This is a genomic window from Arthrobacter sp. ISL-65, from assembly GCF_018613795.1.
Lineage (GTDB): Bacteria > Actinomycetota > Actinomycetes > Actinomycetales > Micrococcaceae > Arthrobacter.
On sequence record NZ_JAGGPN010000031.1, the window covers coordinates 84,462 to 103,305 of the forward strand.

Here is an 18,844-nt window from a genome sequence, read left to right on the forward strand (position 1 = left end):
CCGAATATGTGGATGGCAGGCAGTGATTCCGACCGTGATGAACGAATATTACAGCTCCCAAGAGGCCAATTTTGAGAAATCCTGCAATTCGGCTCTAGTAGGTAGTGACCATCCCGAGCGGCCGAGAGACCTGGATCGATGAAGCCGCAGCAACCCCGGTGACGTGAGACGACCATTCCCACGTCACTGTTCTTCCGTCCCGGCGGAGGGCTAGGGGTGCTACTGCCAGGACCGATGGAGTGCTGCAATGACCCCAGAGAATACTTCTGCCCTGCCCACCCTTGCCCGGATTCCGTCCGAGGCAACCCCACAAACCACTTCGGACGCGACGGCGAACGAAGCAGGGCTGCGTGACGCGCCCGGCTCCTTCAGCGGCTCTTCGGGATGGTCCTCGACCGAGCCAACGGACGACGCAGTGCACGGCGTCCCCACCGACGGGCCGGCGCGTCACAGCGGCACCACCCCCATTGTCGATCCCAGCACCATTGTCGAGCCCGGCAACGTGGCCTTCTGGGAGGAACAGGCCCTTCGGTTGGACTGGGCCGAGCGCCCCGGCGACCAGCAACCTGGCACCCAAAAGCCTTGGCACACGGCGCACAGCTGGCTGCCCGCCGACGTCGAAGCCGGCCGTGGGCCCGAGATCAAGTGGTTCGACGGCGGCAGGCTGAACGTCGCGTACAACTGCGTGGACCGCCACGTCGCCGCCGGCCGCGGGGACAAGGTGGCGCTGTTCTTCGAGGGCGAGCCGGGCGACCGCCGCACCATCACCTACGCCGAACTGCACCGTGAAGTCTCCAAAGCCGCCAATGCCCTGCTGGCCCTCGGCATCACCAAAGGCGACCGCGTGGTCATCTACCTGCCCGTAATCCCGGAAACCGTCATCATCACCCTCGCGGTGGCCCGGATCGGAGCCGTGCACTCCCTGGTGTTCGGCGGGTTCTCCGCCGAAGCCCTCCGGTTCCGCGTCGAGGACACCGGCGCCAAATTGCTGGTGACCACCGACGGCCAGTTCCGCCGCGGCGTCGCGGTCCCGGTCAAGGACAACGCCGATGCAGCCGTCGCCGGGGACAACGCCATCGAGCGCGTCCTGGTCATCAACCGCACCACCGCCCCCGCAGACCTCCCTGCAGTCCCCATGACCGCAGGCCGCGACGTCTGGTGGCATGACGTCGTCGGGCCCGCCTCCGACGTGCACGAACCGGAGGCGTTCGACGCCGAGACTCCCCTGTTCATCATGTACACCTCCGGCACCACGGGTAAGCCCAAGGGACTGGTCCACACCTCCGGCGGCTACCTGACCCAGGCCTCCTGGAGCTTCGAGCACCTGTTCAGCAACCCCGATCCGGCGCTCCGGGACCAGGACGTGCACTGGTGCACGGCCGACCTCGCCTGGGTCACCGCGCACACCTACGAGATCTACGGCCCGCTCTCCAACGGCGTCACGCAGGTGATCTTCGAGGGCACGCCCCACACCCCGCATCCCGGCAGGCACTTCGAGATCATCGAACGCTACGGCGTCACGCAGTACTACACGGCACCCACCCTGGTCCGCTCGCTCATGGGTTGGTTCCCGGACGGCGTGCCGGACAGCTACGATTTCTCCTCGATCCGGATGCTCGGCACCGTGGGCGAGGCCGTGAACCCGGAGGCGTGGCGCTGGCTCCGTGACAACCTCGGCGCAGGCACCGCGCCCATGGTGGACACCTGGTGGCAGTCCGAAACCGGGGCCACCATCATGTCCCCCGCGCCCACGGACATCGAATTCAAGCCCGGCTGCGCCGCCCGCCCGCTCCCCGGCGTCAGCACCCGCGTGGTGGACGAGGCAGGAAACCGCACCGCCCCCGGTGTGCAGGGCTTCATCGTCGTGGACCAGCCGGGCCCGGCAATCGCCCGGACCGTCTGGGGCAACCCGCGGCGCTACTTCGACTCCTACTGGAGCCAGTATGCGGAGCAGGGCTGGTTCCTTGCCGGCGACGGCGCCAAGTACGACGTCGACGGCGACATCTGGATCCTCGGTCGGGTTGACGACACGCTGAACGTCTCAGGCCACCTGCTCTCCACGATCGAGATCGAGTCCGCCCTCGTCACCCACCCGGACGTGGTGGAAGCGGGCGTCTGTCCGGTCGCCGACCCCAAGACGGGCCACGCCGTCATCGCGTTTGTGGTTTTGAAGGGCGGGGTTTCGACAAGCTCAACCAGTGAAGCCCTCCGCAACCACGTTGCCAAGGAGATCGGCCCGATCGCCAAGCCGCGCGACGTCGTCGTTGTCCCTGACGTACCCAAGACCCGCAGCGGCAAGATCATGCGCCGGCTGCTGACCCAGCTTTACGAGGGAACCACCCTCGGCGACACCACGTCGCTCCAGAACGAACCGGCCATTGCCGGTATCCAGGATGCGCTGCACCGCCGCGCTACCGCCGTCCCCGGAAACCCCAACTCCGGACAGAAGTAAGGAACGATCATGAACGACATCAGCAACGTAGCCCGTCTTTCCGAACCGCTGAAGTTCGCCTACTGGGTGCCGAACGTGTCCGGCGGCCTGGTGGTCTCCACCATTGAGCAGCGCACCAGCTGGGACTTCGACTACAACAAGAAGCTGGCCCGCATCGCGGAGGAATCCGGCTTCGAATACGCCCTGACGCAGACCCGCTATGCCGCATCCTACGGCGCCGACAAGCAGCACGAGGCGACGTCCTTTAGTCTCGCCCTGCTGGCGGCCACGGAGCGGCTCAAGGTCATCTCGGCCGTCCACCCGGGCATGTGGCACCCCGGCGTGCTGGCCAAGTACATCATCACCGCCGACCACATTTCGAACGGCCGCGCGGCCGTCAACATCGTCTCCGGCTGGCTCAAGAACGAGTTCACCAACTTCGGCCTCGAATGGCTGGAGCACGACGAACGCTACGTCCGCACCGAGGAATTCATCAGGGTGCTGCGCGGGCTGTGGACGGAGAAGGACTACAGCCAGGCCGGCAAGTACTACAACATCACCGACTTCACCCTGAACCCCGCCCCCGTGGACGTTCCGGGGCGCGCGCACCCGGAGATCTTCTTCGGCGGAAACTCGACGGCGGCCCAGGCCACCGCGGGCCGCGTCGCCGACTGGTACTTCTCCAACGGCAAGGACCTTGAAGGCTTCAAGGAGAACATCGCAGGCGTGGTCTCGGCGTCCGGCGAGACCCGGCGCGGCACCGAGGGCGCGCTGGCCGCACCCCGGTTTGGCCTCAACGGCTTCGTCATCGCCCGAAACTCCGAGAAGGAAGCCCGCGACACCCTCCGCGAAATCGTCGAGAAGGCACACAAGCCCGCTGTGCAGGGCTTCCGCGACGCCGTCCAGGAAGCCGGCGCGTCCACCAAGGACGGCAAGGGCATGTGGGCGGACTCCACGTTCGAGGACCTGGTCCAGTACAACGACGGCTTCAAGACGCAGCTGATCGGCACCCCCGAGCAGATCGCCGAGCGGATCGTTGAGTACAAGAAGGTCGGCGTGAACCTGTTCCTCACCGGCTACCTGCACTTCCAGGAGGAAGTCGCTGCCTTCGGCCAGGACATCCTGCCGATCGTGCGCGAACTCGAGGCGGACCTCGCCCGCAAGAACGGCACCGAGCTGGACTTGTCCCAGACGCCGGTGGCTTCGGCAAGCTCAACCAGCGGGCTGGTGAACGCGTAGTGGCTGACCGCAAATTCGGGTTCCGCACCCGCGCCCTGCACGCTGGCGGCACGCCCGACGCCGAGCACGGCGCCCGTGCCGTCCCCATCTACCAGACCACGTCGTTCGTGTTCAAGGACACCCAGGACGCCGCGAACCTCTTCGCCCTGCAGAAGTACGGCAACATCTACTCCCGCATCGGCAACCCGACCGTTGCCGCGTTCGAGGAGCGCATCGCGTCCCTCGAGGGCGGCATAGGAGCGGTTGCGACGTCGTCGGGCATGGCCGCGGAGTTCATCACCTTCGCCGCCCTCACCCAGTCCGGCGACCACATGGTGGCGGCGTCCCAGCTCTACGGCGGCACCGTCACCCAGCTCGACGTGACCCTGCGCCGTTTCGGCGTGGACACCACGTTCGTCCCAGGCACCGACCCCGCCGACTACGCGGCGGCCGTCCGGGAGGACACCAAGGCGATCTTCGTCGAGGTGGTGGCCAATCCGTCGTCGGAGGTCCAGGACCTGGCGGCCCTGGCAAAGGTGGCGCACGACGCCGGCATCCCCCTCGTCGTCGACGCCACCTTGAGCACGCCATACCTCGTGCGGCCGATTGAGCACGGCGCGGACATCGTGATCCACTCCGCCACGAAGTTCCTCGGCGGCCACGGCACCACCCTGGGCGGCGTCATCGTGGAGAGCGGCCGGTTCAACTGGGGCAACGGCAAGTTCCCCACCATGACCGAGCCCGTGGCCTCGTACGGCAACGTGTCCTGGTGGGGCAACTTCGGCGAGTACGGGTTCCTCACCAAGCTGCGCTGCGAACAGCTGCGCGACATCGGGCCCGCCCTCTCCCCGCAGTCCGCATTCCAGCTGCTGCAGGGCGTGGAAACCCTCCCCCAGCGCCTGGACGAGCACCTGAAGAACGCCCAGGCCGTGGCCGAGTGGCTCGAGGCCGACGAACGCGTGGCCTACGTGAACTTCTCCGGACTGCCCTCCCATCCGCACTTCGAGCGGGCACGGAAGTACCTGCCCCTGGGACCGGGCTCCGTGTTCTCCTTCGGCGTGAAGGGCGGCCGGGCAGCGGGGCAAAAGTTCATTGAATCCCTGCAACTCGCCTCGCACTTGGCCAACGTGGGCGACTCCCGCACGCTGGTCATCCACCCCGGGTCCACGACCCACCAGCAGCTGAGCCCGGCGCAGCTCGAATCCGCCGGCGTTCCGGAGGACCTGGTTCGCATCTCGGTTGGCCTGGAAGACATCGACGACATCCTGTGGGACCTGGACCAGGCCCTCACCGAGGCGCAGAACGCAACGGCGGAAGACGCCGTCGTTCTTGACGACGCGGCAGCTGATTCCTGCACGATTGGAGCACGGGCATGAGCACCACTGAGAGAACTTGGGCCGGCCCCTCAGCGCCGGAGCGTTTAGCCCTGCTGCGTGAGGCCAGGTCCATTGCCATCGTGGGCGCATCGGACAAGCCGTCCCGGGCGAGCTATTTCGTGGCCACCTATCTGCAGTCCTCGACGCGGTACAAGGTGTACTTCGTGAACCCCGTGGTCAAGGAGATCCTCGGCCAGCCGACGTACGCCTCACTGGCGGACCTGCCGGAGAGCCCGGACATCGTGGACGTGTTCCGCAAGCACGATGACCTGCCGGGCGTGCTGGACGAGGCCGTGGCCGCGAGTGCCAAGACGCTCTGGCTGCAGCTCGGCTCGTGGCACGAGGGCGTTGCGCAGGATGCCGAGGCCGCGGGACTGAACGTGGTGATGGACCGCTGCGTCAAGATTGAGCACGCACGCTTCCACGGCGGGCTTCACCTGGCCGGGTTCGATACGGGAGTGATCTCCTCGAAGCGGCAGGTCCTGGCTTAGAAACAGGCCGGTAGGACCGAAGACACTAAAATGCCGGGCTGGAATTTGATGGGGGACAACTTCCAGCCCGGCACTCTCACTTCGGTAATCGACGGGGAACCCGAAAGGGTTACGCCGATTCCAAAACATTTTCAAAAACTTTTTTGCGGCCCGCTTGGCCCGCTAATGGTCCGGGCTCCTAGGAGTTTTTGTACACGTACCGCGACTTCAGCGGCCGTTTGGGGCCAATAAGTGTACAAAAACTCGGGTTGCTCGCTTTAGGGCGTGCCGGGGACCGGCTTGGCCGGGACGGTCGGCATGCCGCCCGGCAGCGTAGGCACTGCCGGCAACGGCTTGGCCGGAAGCTTGGGAGCCACGCCGGTTCCGGGGACTGTGGGCAGCTGGCTGGACCGGTCGGGCGAGGGCGTCTGGCCCTTCGCCGCGCCGTGGGTGGAACCGTTTGCCGCCGATGAGTTCGATGAACCGTTCGAGGGAGTCGGGTCCGTCTGGGCGGGCGTCACAGGTGCCGACGGCGAAGCAGCCGTCCCGGTAACCGATGGCTTGGGTGCAGCAACAGTTGGCGCCGGAGCCGCCGGAATGCCGGCGGGCGACGTGGCCACCGGCGTCGGCGCGGTTGTCTCGCTGGCTGGCTGGAAGATTCGAACCACGGTGTGGCCCACGCTGTTGCGGAAGTCCTCGCTGGAGGCTGCGACAGCGCCAGCGCCAAGCCCCATGGCACCGACGACTGCGGCGCCCACCACAAAGCCCATGCGCCGCTGCCTGTTGCGGCGGTGCAGTTCGAGGCTGGCGACGTTGGAGGCGGCGCGTCGCATGGCTGGGCCCTGGGCGGGCACGACTGACGCGGGTACGCCTGAAGCGGATGCTCCGTGTGCGAGCATCGCGGCGAGATCGGCCCGTGGTTGGGGTGCGGAGTCCTGAGCGAGCCCGCGCAGTTCTTCGAGGGACCTGCGGAGATCGGCGTCGTCTTCGAGCCCGGAATCCAGGAGGATCGCCTGGATCTCTCCTTCTTCGCGGCCTGCCGGCGTGACACTCATGATGCTGCGTGGTCCTTTTCCTTGACGAGTTCGCGCAGGGCTATCAGCCCGCGGCGCTGGAGCTGTTTGATGGCCCCGGGGGTCTTGTCCATGATGCCTGCCACCTGTTCGACCGAAAGGTCCGCGACGATCCGCAGGACCAGCACTTCCCGCTGGTCGTCGTTGAGCATGGCAAGTGATGAAGTGATTCCGCCCAGCGAACCGAGCACCTCGTCCTCGGCGGAACTCGACCGACGCTCATCCAAAAGCGGGTCGAATTCGGTAAGCTGCGGCGTTCTGGCGGACCGGCGGTGATAGTCCACGAGCCGGGCATGAGCCACGGAGAAGATGAATGTCCGCAACCCGGAGTGGCCGCCCCTGACATTGCTGAGCTTGGGCAGGACATCCACGAAGACGTCCTGCGTGAGGGCTTCGGCGTCGTCCACCCCGCGGGCCCGGAAATAGCCGAGGACTGCGGGCGAAATGATGCTGTAGACAGCGCTGAAGCCGGAGGGGTCGCCAGAAAGGGCTGCTGACAATTCGTCGTCGGTCAGCTGAGCTGCCAAGGAGCTGTCCTTCCCTTTACTGCAGGTGTGCGGCGGTAGTAAGCCTAGCCGCCGCACACCTCACGCCCCTATTCGGGGAACGCCCTGTTTCGCGTGCTGCGGACTACTTGCCGGTGGGCAGGTCGGCAGCAGCGTCAGCCTTGACGTCAGCGTCTGCAGCGACGGACGGCGCGGCCGGCTTGGCCACGTGGTCCGCAACGTCCGGCACAGCCGGGGTGGCGGGAACGGCCGGGGTGGCCGGAACGCCGGCGCCACCGGGAACAGCAGGGGTGGCGGGGATGGCGGCGTTCACGTTGGCGCCTGCAGCCTTGTCCCCGGCGGAGACGTTGGCGTTGGCGGCAGCGTTGTCCTTGTCAGCTTCCACTGCGGCGTCGGCTGCGTCCGCAGCTTCGCCGGCAGCCTTGGCCTTGGCGGCCGGGGCGGCAGGAACCGTCGGGGTGGCCGGCGTGGCCGGGACGGCGGGCACTGTCGGGACCTCGGGGGTGGCGGGAACGGCCGGCGCGGCGGGCGTAGCGGGGGTCACCTCTGCATGCTGCGAGCTGGACACCTGGGCAGCGTTGGCCAGTCCGATGCTGGAGAAACCTCCAACAGCGAGGATGGCGGCGCCGACAGCAATCTTGGTGGTCTTGCTAACACTCTTCATTAGAAAAAAATCCTTTGGTTGATTGAAGGCCGGGCCGGAGGCCGATGGGGGACAACCTCCTGCCCGGCGCTTACATATACGTAATCGCAGCGGGAGCTCTGCAGGTTACGCAGTTTCGGAAACTTTTTCTGACGGCATGTTTTTCCCCCTGAAAGCACGACGGCGGCGGGCCACCGTATGGTGACCCGCCGCCGTCGGGAACTGCTTGCTTGAGCTGTTGGTGCCGGGGGCTTCCGGCGTCAGTCGTTGATCAGGTCGTTGACCACGATGGTCTGGTCGCGGTCCGGTCCGACGCCGATCGCGGAGAAGCGCGTGCCGGACAGCTTCTCGAGGGCCAGCACGTAGTTGCGGGCGTTCTCGGGCAGGTCAGCCAGCGTGCGGGCGCCGGTGATGTCCTCGGTCCAGCCTTCGAAGAATTCGAAGATGGGCTTGGCGTGGTGGAATTCCGTCTGGGTCATGGGCATCTCGTCGTGCCGGACGCCGTCGACGTCGTAGGCCACGCACACTGGGATCTGTTCGATGCCGGTGAGGACGTCCAGCTTGGTGACGAAGTAGTCGGTGAAGCCGTTCACGCGGGAGGCGTGGCGGGCCAGGACGGCGTCGTACCAGCCGCAGCGGCGCGGGCGTCCGGTGTTGACGCCGAATTCGCCGCCGGTCTTCTGCAGGTACATGCCCATCTCGTCGAAGAGCTCCGTGGGGAACGGGCCCGCGCCGACGCGCGTGGTGTACGCCTTGATGATGCCGATGGACCGCGAGATGCGGGTGGGGCCGATGCCCGAGCCAACGGAGGCGCCGCCGGCGGTGGGGTTGGAGGAGGTGACGAACGGGTAGGTGCCGTGGTCGACGTCGAGGAACGTGGCCTGGCCGCCCTCCATAAGCACCACCTTGCCCTCGTCCAGGGCGGTGTTCAGCACGAGGGTGCTGTCGATGACCAGGGGGCGCAGCCGGTCGGCGAAGGAGAGGAAGTAGTTGACCACTTCATCCACCTCGATGCTGCGGCGGTTGTAGATCTTGACCAGAAGCTCGTTCTTCTGGCGCAGCGACCCTTCCACCTTCTGGCGCAGGATCGACTCGTCGAAGACGTCCTGGACGCGGATCCCCAGGCGGGCAACCTTGTCCATGTAGGTGGGCCCGATGCCGCGGCCGGTGGTGCCGATGGCGCGGCTGCCGAGGAAGCGTTCGGTGACCTTGTCCAGCACCTGGTGGTACGGGGCCACAAGGTGGGCGTTGGCGGAGACACGCAGCTTGGACGTGTCCGCGCCGCGGGCTTCGAGGCCTTCGATCTCCTGGAAAAGTGCCTCGAGGTTGACGACGCAGCCGTTGCCGATGATGGGGACGGCGTTGGGGCTGAGGATGCCGGCCGGAAGGAGCTTGAGCTCATACTTCTCACCGCCTACGACGACGGTGTGCCCGGCGTTGTTGCCGCCGTTCGGCTTCACCACGTAGTCGACGCGGCCGCCAAGCAGGTCGGTGGCCTTACCTTTTCCTTCGTCGCCCCATTGGGCTCCGACGATCACGATTGCTGGCATGGGATCCTCCCCCATTCGTTCGGGCCGCTCCGCTTGATCACCGAGGTGCTTCAACCGGGGGTCGGCGCCGTTCATGAGAATGCCCCGAATTCGTCGTCCGCCCCCGGCGTTGACCGGGGAAGGGACGCAAGAGTTCCGGGGCTCTTACCACCCAAGTTTAGCGGATGGGCTGCAAAAGTATGGCTTTTGGTGTTTCACCCGTGACGGAGATTCCGGCGACACATTCCGCCTGCGATTTGCCAGTGTCTCCATCCGGAGACTTAAGTGAGAGTGAACCATCCCGAGCGGCCGAGAGACCTGGATCGCTGACGCCGCAGCAACCTCGCACCGAAAGGCAGCGCCCGTGCGCCATGCCATCCGTAAAGGTGCTACCGCCAGGACCGATGGAAAGGAAAACCCTGCCTTGTCACTGAACATTGACCACATCCGCGTCACCCACGCCGGATCCCTGCCCCGCACCCCGGAGCTCATCGCCGCCAACGCTGCCAAGGAAGCTGACGGCATCACGCCCGAGTTCCTGGACCTCCTGGAAACCTCCGTGGTGGACATCGTCCACCGCCAAAAGGACCTGGGCATCGACATCCCCAACGACGGCGAATACGGGCACGCCATGTCCAGCAGCGTGGATTACGGCGCCTGGTGGAACTACTCATTCGCGCGACTCGGCGGCCTCGAGCCCACCGACGTTGACCGCTGGGCCGATGCCGAAGTGCACCGTTCCACGCCGGGCAACATCGTCCTGACCTCCTTCCCGGACCGCCGGGACAGGCAGAAGTTCAACGACGCCTACAGCGATGCCTCGTCCGGGATCCTCGCCCACCGCAAGAGCGTCGCGCAGCCCAAGATCGCCGGTCCGCTGACCTACACCGGGCAGGACCTCGTGGCCTCGGACGTCGCCAACCTCAAGACCGGCATGCAGGCAGCCGGCCTCACTGAGGGTTTCGTCGCGTCGCTTTCGCCCGGCTCATGCGCACGGGTTGCCAACGACTACTACAAGACCGAAGAGGAACTGGTCTACGCGTGTGCCGACGCCATGCGGGAGGAATACAAGGCAATCATCGACGCCGGGCTGACCGTGCAGCTCGATGACCCGTCGTTGGCGGAGAGCTGGGACCAGATCAACCCGGAGCCCAGCCTCGAGGACTACCTCAACTTCATCCAGCTCCGGGTCGAGGCCACCAACTGGGCCCTCCGCGGCCTGCCCCAGGACCAGATCCGGCTGCACGTCTGCTGGGGATCCTGGCACGGCCCCCACACCACGGACATCCCGTTTGCGGACATCATCAGCTCCGTCCTGCAGATCAATGCAGGCGGTTACTCGTTCGAGGCAGCCAACGTCCGGCACGAGCACGAATGGCGTGTGTGGGAAGACACCAAGCTTCCCGAGGGGAAGGTCATCATTCCGGGTGTTGTCTCGCACGCCACCAACGTCGTGGAGCACCCGGAACTGGTGGCGGACCGGATCGAACGCTTCGCCAGGCTCGTGGGACGCGAGAGCGTGATCGCCTCCACCGACTGCGGCCTCGGCGGCCGCGTCCACCCGCAGATCGCCGTCGCGAAACTTGAGGCCCTCGGAGAGGGCGCACGCCTCGCCACCAAACGGCTCTGGAAGTGATTTAGCCCGCATTTGCTGCCCTGCAGGCCCTTCCCCCCGCGTGTCGGCCACGGCGGCGCGCGGGGGCGGGGTCCTCGGTTGTGTCGCCTTGCTAAACTGGAGTGAACCGGTCAGCTACCGGTCCACACCTTATTTCACATCACGCCGCACTCGGCATGCCTGCGGCGTGCCGGCCCTGCGGCGCGGCAGCGCGACCCACCTGCAGGAGACACACCACCACATGACAGCCCTGGCTACAGAATCTTTCCATGAACAGCTCCTGAGGCGCCGTTACGAACCCAACGTTGCCGCTGTCAATGAGCTCTGCGATGTACTGCAGAGCGCCAAGCCGGGCACCCAGGTGCCGTACGTCGACCCCATGCACGACGTCGATGAATGCCGCATCATCAGCCTCTACTCCAACATCGGCACGGCATCGCCCACCGGCTTCATCATGCCGGGCGACGACGATGCTGCCACCCGCATGCTGGGCCTCCAGTGGAAGCTGGGCCTGCGGCCGGAGTACATCATGCCGTGGAACGTCCACCCGTGGCACACGGCGGATGAGCCGAACGGCAAGTTCACCCCCGACCAGATTCAAGCCGGCCTCAAGCCGCTGCTGAAATTTCTGGCAGTGGTCCCCCGCGCCTCGGTCATCGTGGCCCACGGCACCGAGGCCAACCGCCTCGCCGGCCTCCTGCTCAAGACCGAGGTTCCGCTGCTCTGGCGCCGGGGGCTCAAGACCTACAAGGTCCGTTCGCTGAGCGGCCGCTCCTTCGCCGGAAGCCCCGAGCGGCAGAAGCAGTACCTGGACGAGATGCAGGTTGCCTACGCCGACGCGATGGCCCGCACCGGCCTGGCGAAGGCCGCCAGCTAAGCGTCGGTTGAGCATAACCTCCGCTGATTGAGCTTGCCGATATCAGGCCCCCAAATCCGGGTCTCGGCAATCTCGACCAGTGGACCGGCTCGGCCCCGTATACGACGGCGGGCGGTCACCTTCAAGGAGAAGGTGACCGCCCGCCGTCGTATGCGGGGCCTCCGCCGCCGAGGGTTCCCTGGCTGAGCGGAGCGAAGCGAGGGAGGCGGTGGGGACCTACTTGCCCTCGATGGCAGCCTTGGCCACGGGGTCCGAGTCGTTGAGGAACTTCTCGATGCGCTGGGGCTCCTCCGCCTCGTTGATGGCGGCGGAGGCGCGGCCCAGCGAGTAAAGCGCCCGCAGGAAGCCGCGGTTGGGCTCGTGCTCCCACGGAATGGGCCCGACACCCCGCCAACCGTTGCGGCGGAGCGAGTCCAGGCCACGGTGGTAGCCGACCCGTGCATAGGCATAGGAATCGATGGTGCGGCCTTCCGACCACGCCTCCTCGGCCAGCACGGCCCACAACAGCGACGACGTGGGGTGCTTTTCCACGAGGTCCAGTGCCTCCTGGCCCGACTCCAGCTGCGCGTAGACCTCGGTCTCGGCAGGCAGGAGCGTGGGCTCAGGACCCATGAGGTTCTTGCGGAACTCGTCGGACATGACTAGAAGGTCTTGCCCGCGGAGCCCAGCTGCTGGGTTGCTTCGACAACCCGGGCGGCGAGGCCGGCCTCGGCGGAGGCTCCCCAGACGCGGGGGTCGTAGGTCTTCTTGTTGCCCACTTCGCCGTCGACCTTCAGGACACCGTCGTAGTTGCGGAACATGTGGTCCACCACCGGACGGGTGTACGCGTACTGGGTGTCCGTGTCGATGTTCATCTTGATGGTGCCGTAGGACACGGCGTCCGCGATTTCCTGGTCCGAGGAGCCGGAGCCGCCGTGGAACACCAGGTCAAACGGGTTCTCCTTGCCGATCCGGGCACCGACCTGGGCCTGGATGTCCTTAAGGATCTCCGGGCGCAGCTTCACCCCGCCCGGCTTGTACACGCCATGCACGTTGCCGAAGGTCAGTGCGGTGATGTAGCGGCCGTTCTCGCCGGCGCCGAGGGCCTCGATGGTGGCGAGGGCGTCGTCGACCGTGGTGTACAGCTTCTCGTTGATCTCGTTCTCGACGCCGTCCTCCTCGCCGCCGACGGTGCCGATCTCAACCTCGAGGATCATCTTGGCGGCCGCGGTGCGCTCAAGCAGTTCGCGGGCGATGCGCAGGTTCTCATCCAGGGTCTCGGCGGAGCCGTCCCACATGTGCGAGTTGAACAGCGGGTTGCGTCCGGCCTTGACCTCGGCCTCGGAAGCGGCCAGCAGAGGCAGGACGAAACCGTCCAGTTTGTCCTTGGGGCAGTGGTCCGTGTGCAGCGCGATGTTCACGTTGTAGTTCTTGGCTACCTCGCGGGCGAAAGCGGCGAAGCCCAGCGAACCGGCAACCATGTCCTTGGTGGAGGCGCCGGACCAGTACGCAGCACCGCCGGTGGAGACCTGGACGATACCGTCAGACTCGGCCTCCGCGAAACCGCGCAGGGCCGCGTTCAGGGTCTGGGAAGAGGTGACGTTGACGGCCGGGAACGCGAAGCCGTCCTTCTTGGCGCGGTCGATCATGTCGGCATAGATATCTGGGGTTGCAATGGGCATGCTGACTCCTAAATCGAATTTCGTCTGCGGGTTGGGTTGACCCTGGAGTGAACCTCGTCGGCTAGGAACCATCCTAGCCATTTCTTTCCACGGGCCGTGGTTCGCGTCACGCGGCCGGGGTAACACTTGCCACTGAGAGCCGGCACCGCCACTGAGATGGCACTTCACGGCAGTCTCAGGCGCAAACACTGCCGCGAAGTGTCATCTCGCGTGCCAGCCTCGGCTCTGCAACGCCGCCCTGACCTTGCCGACGACGGCGGGACGGTCTCCGGCGAGGTCGAACTTCGACATCCGGACCTCAAGCCAGCCATGTTCTGCCGCAATGTCCGCCCGCCGGATATCCCGCAGGTACTGGTCGGCCGCATTGTGGTGCGAGCCCTCATACTGGACTGCCACCCGCTGGACTGGTACGCGGCATCGGTCCAAAGCACCGGGCTTCCGTAGACGCTCGTCACCGCATGGTTCAAGACGGGTTCGGGCAGTCCTCCCCTGACCAGGTAAAGGCGCGTCCTCGTTTCGGGCTGCGAGTCAGAGCCAACGCGGACGAGTTCCACGGCGGCTCTGGCCGTGCGTACGCCACGCGTTCCCGGATGCCGGCCGATGACCGCGCGAAGGTCCCCAACATTGCACAGCGGCTCGCGCGGTTTCGGAAAGTCAGGGCCATGCGAGAACACAAGTGAGTCACCGGCAACGACGAGTTCATCTCGGCGGGAGTCAGACGTGCTGGCCGAACACGTGCCGGCGCACCCAGGCGTGCATGGCGATCGCCGCGGCCGAGCCTGCGTTGATGGAACGCGTGGACCCGAACTGCTCGATCGACAGTGTGGCCTCCGCCGCCTCATGCACCTCGGGCGTCAGCCCCGGCCCTTCCTGCCCGAAGACCAGCACACACTTCTGCGGCAGCTCGTAGGTCTCCAGCGGCACGGAATCGGGGAAGATGTCGATCCCGATGATGGCCAGCCCCTCCCCCTGCGCCCAGGCCACGAAGTCCTCCACGGTGGGGTGGTGGCGGACGTGCTGGTAGCGGTCGGTGACCATCGCACCGCGGCGGTTCCACCGCCGTCGCCCGATGATGTGGACCTCCTTGGCGAGGAACGCGTTGGCGGTGCGCACCACGGTGCCTATGTTGAGGTCGTGCTGCCAGTTCTCGATGGCGATGTGGAAGTCGTGCCGTTTGGCGTCCAGGTCCGCGACGATCGCCTCGTGCTTCCAGTACCGGTACTTGTCCACCACGTTGCGCCGGTCGCCGTCGGTCAGGAGGTCCGGATCCCAGTGGTCGCCCTCCGGCCATTCACCCTCCCAGGGCCCGACGCCGATCTCCGGCTTTGGCTCCGGCGTCCCGTTCTGTTCTGGCTGGGATGGTTCTGGTTGGGGTTCGGGTGTCCCGGGCGTTTGCGTCACCCCTCAACACTAGACTGGGCTCCGAACGCAAACATCTCGGTGAAGGAATGACATGGCAGAAGCGGACAAGGTAAAGACATCGGCGGCCGTGTACCGCAGCGGCCAGGACATTGAGTGCTGGCTCACCGACATGGACGGCGTCCTGGTGCATGAGAACCAGGCCGTTCCCGGGGCCGCGGAGCTGGTCCAGCGCTGGGTGGACACCTCCAAGAGGTTCCTCGTCCTGACCAACAACTCCATCTTCACACCGCGCGACCTCGCCGCCCGGTTGCGGGCCTCCGGCCTGGAAATCCCGGAGGAGAACATCTGGACGTCGGCCCTGGCCACGGCCCAGTTCCTGAAGGACCAGGTGCAGGGCTCGGATTCGGGCAACCGCGCGTACACCATCGGCGAGGCAGGGCTGACGACGGCGCTCCATGAGGCCGGCTTCATCCTCACCGACCAGAACCCCGACTTTGTGGTGCTCGGAGAAACCCGCACGTACTCCTTCGAGGCAATCACGATGGCGATCCGGCTGATCCTCGCCGGGGCGCGTTTTATCGCCACCAACCCGGACGCCACCGGCCCCTCCAAAGACGGTCCGATGCCCGCCACGGGCGCCATCGCCGCGCTGATCACCAAGGCGACCGGCCGGGAACCGTACATTGTGGGCAAGCCGAACCCCATGATGTTCCGCTCGGCCATGAACCAGATCGATGCCCACTCTGAGACGACGGCGATGATCGGCGACCGCATGGACACCGACATCATCGCGGGCATGGAGGCCGGGCTGCACACCGTGCTGGTGCTCAGCGGCATCACGCAGCGCGACGAAATTTCCGCCTACCCGTTCCGGCCCAACCAGGTGCTGAACTCCGTGGCGGACCTCAAGAACCAGATCTAGAACGGTGTCATCTTTCCGCCGCCTCCAGGCAGCGGGAAGATCTCGTTCTCCAGGTCCTCGAGGATGGGCCGGTACACGAACGGGTTCCAGCCCGGGCTGGCGTGTGCCGGCAATGCGCCCGTGGTCTGCCGGTCGGCTGCGACCATGTTGGCGGCGAACGTGTGCGCCCAGGAATCACGCGCCGTCCGGTAGTTGACGGTCTGGTCCCGGGGATTTCCGATGTAGGCCATGCGGGTATCGCCGATCTGGCCAGCAAAGCGCGTGGCGTCGAAGTGGTAGATGTAGGCGGATTCCGTCTGGACCAGCACGCTGGAGGGTGCGATCGGGGACAGCTGCTCCAGCGTCTGGTCGAGGATCTGCCGCCACGAGCGCTCGTCCTTGTGGACCACCCGCTCCCCCAGCTCATAGCCCCCGCGCAGCACCGAGGGGATCCGGAACCCGCTTTCGTAGAGGAACACCACGCCGTCGAACCAGCTCTGGTCCAGGACGTCGAACTTGCTGTAGGGGCTGCAGTCGAGCAAGATCATCTCAACCTTGACGCCGTGCAGCTCCAGCAGCCGGGCTGCCACCTGCGTCGCCACCATCCCGCCGAAGCTGTGGCCGTAGAAGTAGAGCGTGGTGAGGTTGTGTGCCCGTACGTGCTCAATCACCGCGATGACCAGCTGGTCGATGTCCAGTCCGAGGTTCGAATACCCGGCCGCCGCGAGCTGGCCGCGCAGCCGGAGGCTTCCGCGGAGCGAGTTGAGGATCCACTGGGCCTCTTCCCAGCTTGTCTTGTAGCCGGGGAACAGGATCCAGCTGGCATTCGGAAAGTAGCTCTGCGCGAAGTCGTCCTCGACCACGAGGATCTTATGGACCTGCCGCTCCTCCTGCACGCGCTTCGTGAACAGCATGTCTGCGGCGAGGACAGTGGAGGCGCCGGCTCCAGTGAGGAAGGTCCGGCGGGAGAAGCGTTTCAGGTTCGCGGCGCGCCGGAGAAGCCGGGCAGCGTCTGCGCCCGGCGGCTTCTGCTGGCCGGTCTGGCCCGCGGCCCCTTCGTATGGCACTGGACTACCCTAGGCACAGCCCAGCGGGGCAGCACAAGCGGGCTGGGACTTCGGCCCAAGGCTTAGGCCCCAAAAAGCGGAGCGGACGACGGCGGGAGGTCCCGCCGTCGTCCGCTCCAAACGGTCCGCTCCGGGCGTCCGCTCCGCTGCCAGAGCAGCTCAGGCGAAGATCAGCTCAGGCCGAGCTCGTCCTTGCTGAAGGCGTACAGGTACGGCACGCCGGCTTCGGCTTCGATCTTTTCCTTGGCTCCCGTGTCGCGGTCGACAATGACGGCGACAGCGACGACGTTGCCGCCCGCGTTGCGAACGCCCTCGACGGCGGTCAGGGCCGAGCCGCCGGTGGTGGAGGTGTCCTCAAGCACCAGGACCTTGCGGCCCTCGACGGACGGACCCTCCACCTGGCGGCCCATCCCGTACGACTTCTGCGCCTTGCGGACCACGAACGCGTCGATCGCCCGGCCGGCGTCGGTGGCGGCGTGCATGACGGCGGTGCCCACCGGGTCTGCCCCCATCGTGAGGCCGCCGGCGCATTCAAAGCCGATGCCGGCGTCGTCGATCAGGGACAGCATGACCTGGCCAACGAGCTTGGAGGCCTCATGGTGCAGGGTGATGCGGCGCAGGTCGATGTAGTAGTCGGCCTCGGCACCGCTGGACAGAATGACCTTGCCGCGGACAACGGCGAGCTCCTTGATCAGTTCCAGAAGTCGGGCACGGGCAGCGGTGTCGGAAAGCGAGTCCGGGGTGGCAGTCATGGGCTCCAGTTTAGTCGGTGCCGGGTGCCTTGCCGGGCCCCGCGTCCACCCGCCTGGCAAAGGCGGGCGCGTGCTCGGGCAGCGGTCCGATCGCGATCATCCGGGGCAGCAGCCGCATCAGGACGGGCACATGCTGGGCGAGGTACATCATCACCGGCGGCGCTCCCGACCTCTTGCCGGTAAAGAGCGGGACAAAGACGCCGCGGTGCATGAAGCGCTGGACGGACTGGATGATCACGGTGGGCAGCAGCCGCCGCCGCTGCACCGCCGCAAGATCCTTCACTGTGACTTTGCCGCGCAGCAATGCGGGGGCAAGCCGGGCGGCCGCGGCCACGGCGTCCTGGATGGCCAGGTTGATTCCCACCCCGCCGGCCGGGGACATCGCATGCGCGGCATCGCCGATGCACAGGAGCCCGTCGACGTACCAGCGCCGCAGGCGGTCCAGCCGGACATCAAGCCAGTGAAGGTCGTCCAGGGAACCGATCGCATCCACCCTGTCGGCAAGGTCAGGGCGCAGCGCGGCGATCCGTTCCCGGAACCGTTCCACCCCCTCACTCTGAATCCGGGGTCCGGAGCCTTTCTGGGCGAAGTAGCCCATCTGGTAGTAGGTGTCCCGGAACAGGGCGATGACGCCGGCGCGGTCGCCGAAGGCCGGAACGATCCCGGCCACCTCCCCCTGTTCGGACTCGGCCCTCGGCAGCTTGAACCACCAGGTGTCGAACGGCACCGGGTAGTCCTTCGATTTCAGGCCGGCCGCCTGGCGCAGCACCGAATGCCTGCCGTCCGTGGCCACCACGAGGTCTGCGCGGAGGGCACCTTCAGTGCCGTCCTGGGTGAGGTACCGGACACCGGTGACCCGTCCGCCGTCGGACATCAGGGACGTTGCCTTGTGCTCCATCAGGAGCGTGAACGTCGGCTCATGCTCGGCGGCGCGGGCGAGGAAGTTTAGGAAGTCCCACTGCGGCATCATGGCGATGTAGTTGTACGGCGGCCGGAGCGCGGCGAAATTTCCCAGCGTGACCAGGCCGCCGCCGGGCACCGGGAAGGCGACATTGCGCAGCCGGCTTTGCGGCAGTTCGCGGAACTCGGCTCCGAGTCCGAGTTCGTCGATGAGCCGGATGGTGGAGGCATGGACGGTGTCGCCGCGGAAGTCCCGGAGGAAGTCGCCGTGCTTTTCGAGGACGGTGACCTCGACGCCGGCCCGCGCCAGCAAGAGGCCCAGCATCATGCCGGCCGGCCCGCCACCGACCACCGCGCACCCTGTACTCTCCATGAGCCATACGGTACGCCTCCCGGTGCACGGGAGCACAGAGCGCGAACGGATCCTTAAGCCCCGGATCGCGGGGCCTCAAGTGTCTGTGAG

The 18,844-nt window shown here is 66.3% G+C and carries 18 protein-coding genes; 7 read left to right on the forward strand and 11 right to left on the reverse strand.

Features of this window, described 5'->3' with window-relative positions; genetic code table 11:
- Positions 1-247: 247 nt before the first annotated feature.
- Genes acs through J7I85_RS13375 form a run of 4 tightly spaced genes read left to right on the forward strand, consistent with a single transcriptional unit; the run spans position 248 to position 5,516 of the window.
- Positions 248-2,452, forward strand: coding sequence for an acetate--CoA ligase (gene acs / locus J7I85_RS13360; protein ID WP_251024310.1), 2,205 nt, complete (start codon positions 248-250; stop codon positions 2,450-2,452).
- A gap of 9 nt (positions 2,453-2,461) precedes the next feature.
- Positions 2,462-3,670, forward strand: a complete 1,209-nt coding sequence (sfnG, locus tag J7I85_RS13365) for a dimethylsulfone monooxygenase SfnG (RefSeq protein ID WP_214852396.1) — start codon at positions 2,462-2,464, stop codon at positions 3,668-3,670.
- On the forward strand, positions 3,670-5,025 hold the full coding sequence (locus J7I85_RS13370) for an O-acetylhomoserine aminocarboxypropyltransferase/cysteine synthase family protein (RefSeq protein ID WP_214852397.1): 1,356 nt from the start codon (positions 3,670-3,672) through the stop codon (positions 5,023-5,025). The genes sfnG and J7I85_RS13370 overlap by 1 nt, the downstream gene beginning before the upstream one ends.
- Positions 5,022-5,516 carry a CoA-binding protein gene (locus J7I85_RS13375; protein WP_214852398.1) on the forward strand — a complete coding sequence of 165 codons (495 nt, stop codon included), beginning with the start codon at positions 5,022-5,024 and terminating at the stop codon, positions 5,514-5,516. The genes J7I85_RS13370 and J7I85_RS13375 overlap by 4 nt, the downstream gene beginning before the upstream one ends.
- Before the next feature lie 257 nt (positions 5,517-5,773).
- Here J7I85_RS13375 and J7I85_RS13380 read toward each other — a convergent pair whose 3' ends face one another.
- The 4 genes from J7I85_RS13380 to J7I85_RS13395 all read right to left on the reverse strand — a co-directional run bounded on the left by J7I85_RS13380 (position 5,774) and on the right by J7I85_RS13395 (position 9,267).
- Positions 5,774-6,550, reverse strand: a complete 777-nt coding sequence (locus tag J7I85_RS13380) for a hypothetical protein (RefSeq protein ID WP_214852400.1) — start codon at positions 6,548-6,550, stop codon at positions 5,774-5,776.
- Entirely contained in the window at positions 6,547-7,095 is a 549-nt protein-coding gene (locus J7I85_RS13385; RefSeq protein WP_111904867.1) for an RNA polymerase sigma factor, read from the reverse strand. The genes J7I85_RS13380 and J7I85_RS13385 overlap by 4 nt, the downstream gene beginning before the upstream one ends.
- A gap of 103 nt (positions 7,096-7,198) precedes the next feature.
- Entirely contained in the window at positions 7,199-7,738 is a 540-nt protein-coding gene (locus J7I85_RS13390) for a hypothetical protein (protein ID WP_214852403.1), read from the reverse strand.
- Positions 7,739-7,977: 239 nt separating this feature from the next.
- Positions 7,978-9,267 carry an adenylosuccinate synthase gene (locus J7I85_RS13395; protein ID WP_214852405.1) on the reverse strand — a complete coding sequence of 430 codons (1,290 nt, stop codon included), beginning with the start codon at positions 9,265-9,267 and terminating at the stop codon, positions 7,978-7,980.
- A 403-nt stretch (positions 9,268-9,670) separates the two neighbouring features.
- Here J7I85_RS13395 and J7I85_RS13400 point away from each other — a divergent pair, with 403 nt between their 5' ends.
- Positions 9,671-10,882: a cobalamin-independent methionine synthase II family protein gene (locus tag J7I85_RS13400; RefSeq protein WP_214852407.1), complete on the forward strand. Its 1,212-nt coding sequence runs from the start codon at positions 9,671-9,673 to the stop codon at positions 10,880-10,882.
- 220 nt (positions 10,883-11,102) lie between these two features.
- Positions 11,103-11,738, forward strand: a complete 636-nt coding sequence (locus tag J7I85_RS13405; protein ID WP_214852409.1) for a uracil-DNA glycosylase — start codon at positions 11,103-11,105, stop codon at positions 11,736-11,738.
- 216 nt (positions 11,739-11,954) lie between these two features.
- On the opposite strand, the gene J7I85_RS13410 is transcribed toward J7I85_RS13405, so the two are convergent.
- The 4 genes from J7I85_RS13410 to J7I85_RS13425 form a co-directional block, all read right to left on the reverse strand.
- A complete protein-coding gene (locus J7I85_RS13410) occupies positions 11,955-12,377 on the reverse strand; it encodes a DUF3151 domain-containing protein (protein ID WP_214852411.1) in 423 nt (140 codons plus the stop codon).
- Positions 12,378-12,379: 2 nt separating this feature from the next.
- Complete coding sequence (gene fbaA / locus J7I85_RS13415) at positions 12,380-13,399, reverse strand: class II fructose-bisphosphate aldolase (RefSeq protein ID WP_214852414.1); 1,020 nt, start codon at positions 13,397-13,399, stop codon at positions 12,380-12,382.
- A 201-nt stretch (positions 13,400-13,600) separates the two neighbouring features.
- Positions 13,601-13,795, reverse strand: a complete 195-nt coding sequence (locus J7I85_RS13420) for a hypothetical protein (protein ID WP_214852416.1) — start codon at positions 13,793-13,795, stop codon at positions 13,601-13,603.
- 318 nt (positions 13,796-14,113) lie between these two features.
- Positions 14,114-14,800: an RNA methyltransferase gene (locus J7I85_RS13425; protein WP_214852418.1), complete on the reverse strand. Its 687-nt coding sequence runs from the start codon at positions 14,798-14,800 to the stop codon at positions 14,114-14,116.
- 52 nt (positions 14,801-14,852) lie between these two features.
- Here J7I85_RS13425 and J7I85_RS13430 point away from each other — a divergent pair, with 52 nt between their 5' ends.
- Entirely contained in the window at positions 14,853-15,683 is an 831-nt protein-coding gene (locus J7I85_RS13430) for an HAD-IIA family hydrolase (protein ID WP_214852420.1), read from the forward strand.
- On the opposite strand, the gene J7I85_RS13435 is transcribed toward J7I85_RS13430, so the two are convergent.
- From J7I85_RS13435 to J7I85_RS13445, 3 genes are all read right to left on the reverse strand, one after another.
- Positions 15,680-16,729, reverse strand: a complete 1,050-nt coding sequence (locus tag J7I85_RS13435; RefSeq protein ID WP_214852422.1) for a thioesterase domain-containing protein — start codon at positions 16,727-16,729, stop codon at positions 15,680-15,682. The two genes, J7I85_RS13430 and J7I85_RS13435, sit on opposite strands and share 4 nt — an antisense overlap.
- Before the next feature lie 170 nt (positions 16,730-16,899).
- Positions 16,900-17,481, reverse strand: a complete 582-nt coding sequence (pyrE, locus tag J7I85_RS13440; RefSeq protein ID WP_214852423.1) for an orotate phosphoribosyltransferase — start codon at positions 17,479-17,481, stop codon at positions 16,900-16,902.
- Positions 17,482-17,491: 10 nt separating this feature from the next.
- Entirely contained in the window at positions 17,492-18,754 is a 1,263-nt protein-coding gene (locus J7I85_RS13445) for an FAD-dependent oxidoreductase (RefSeq protein ID WP_214852424.1), read from the reverse strand.
- Positions 18,755-18,844: the final 90 nt, after the last annotated feature.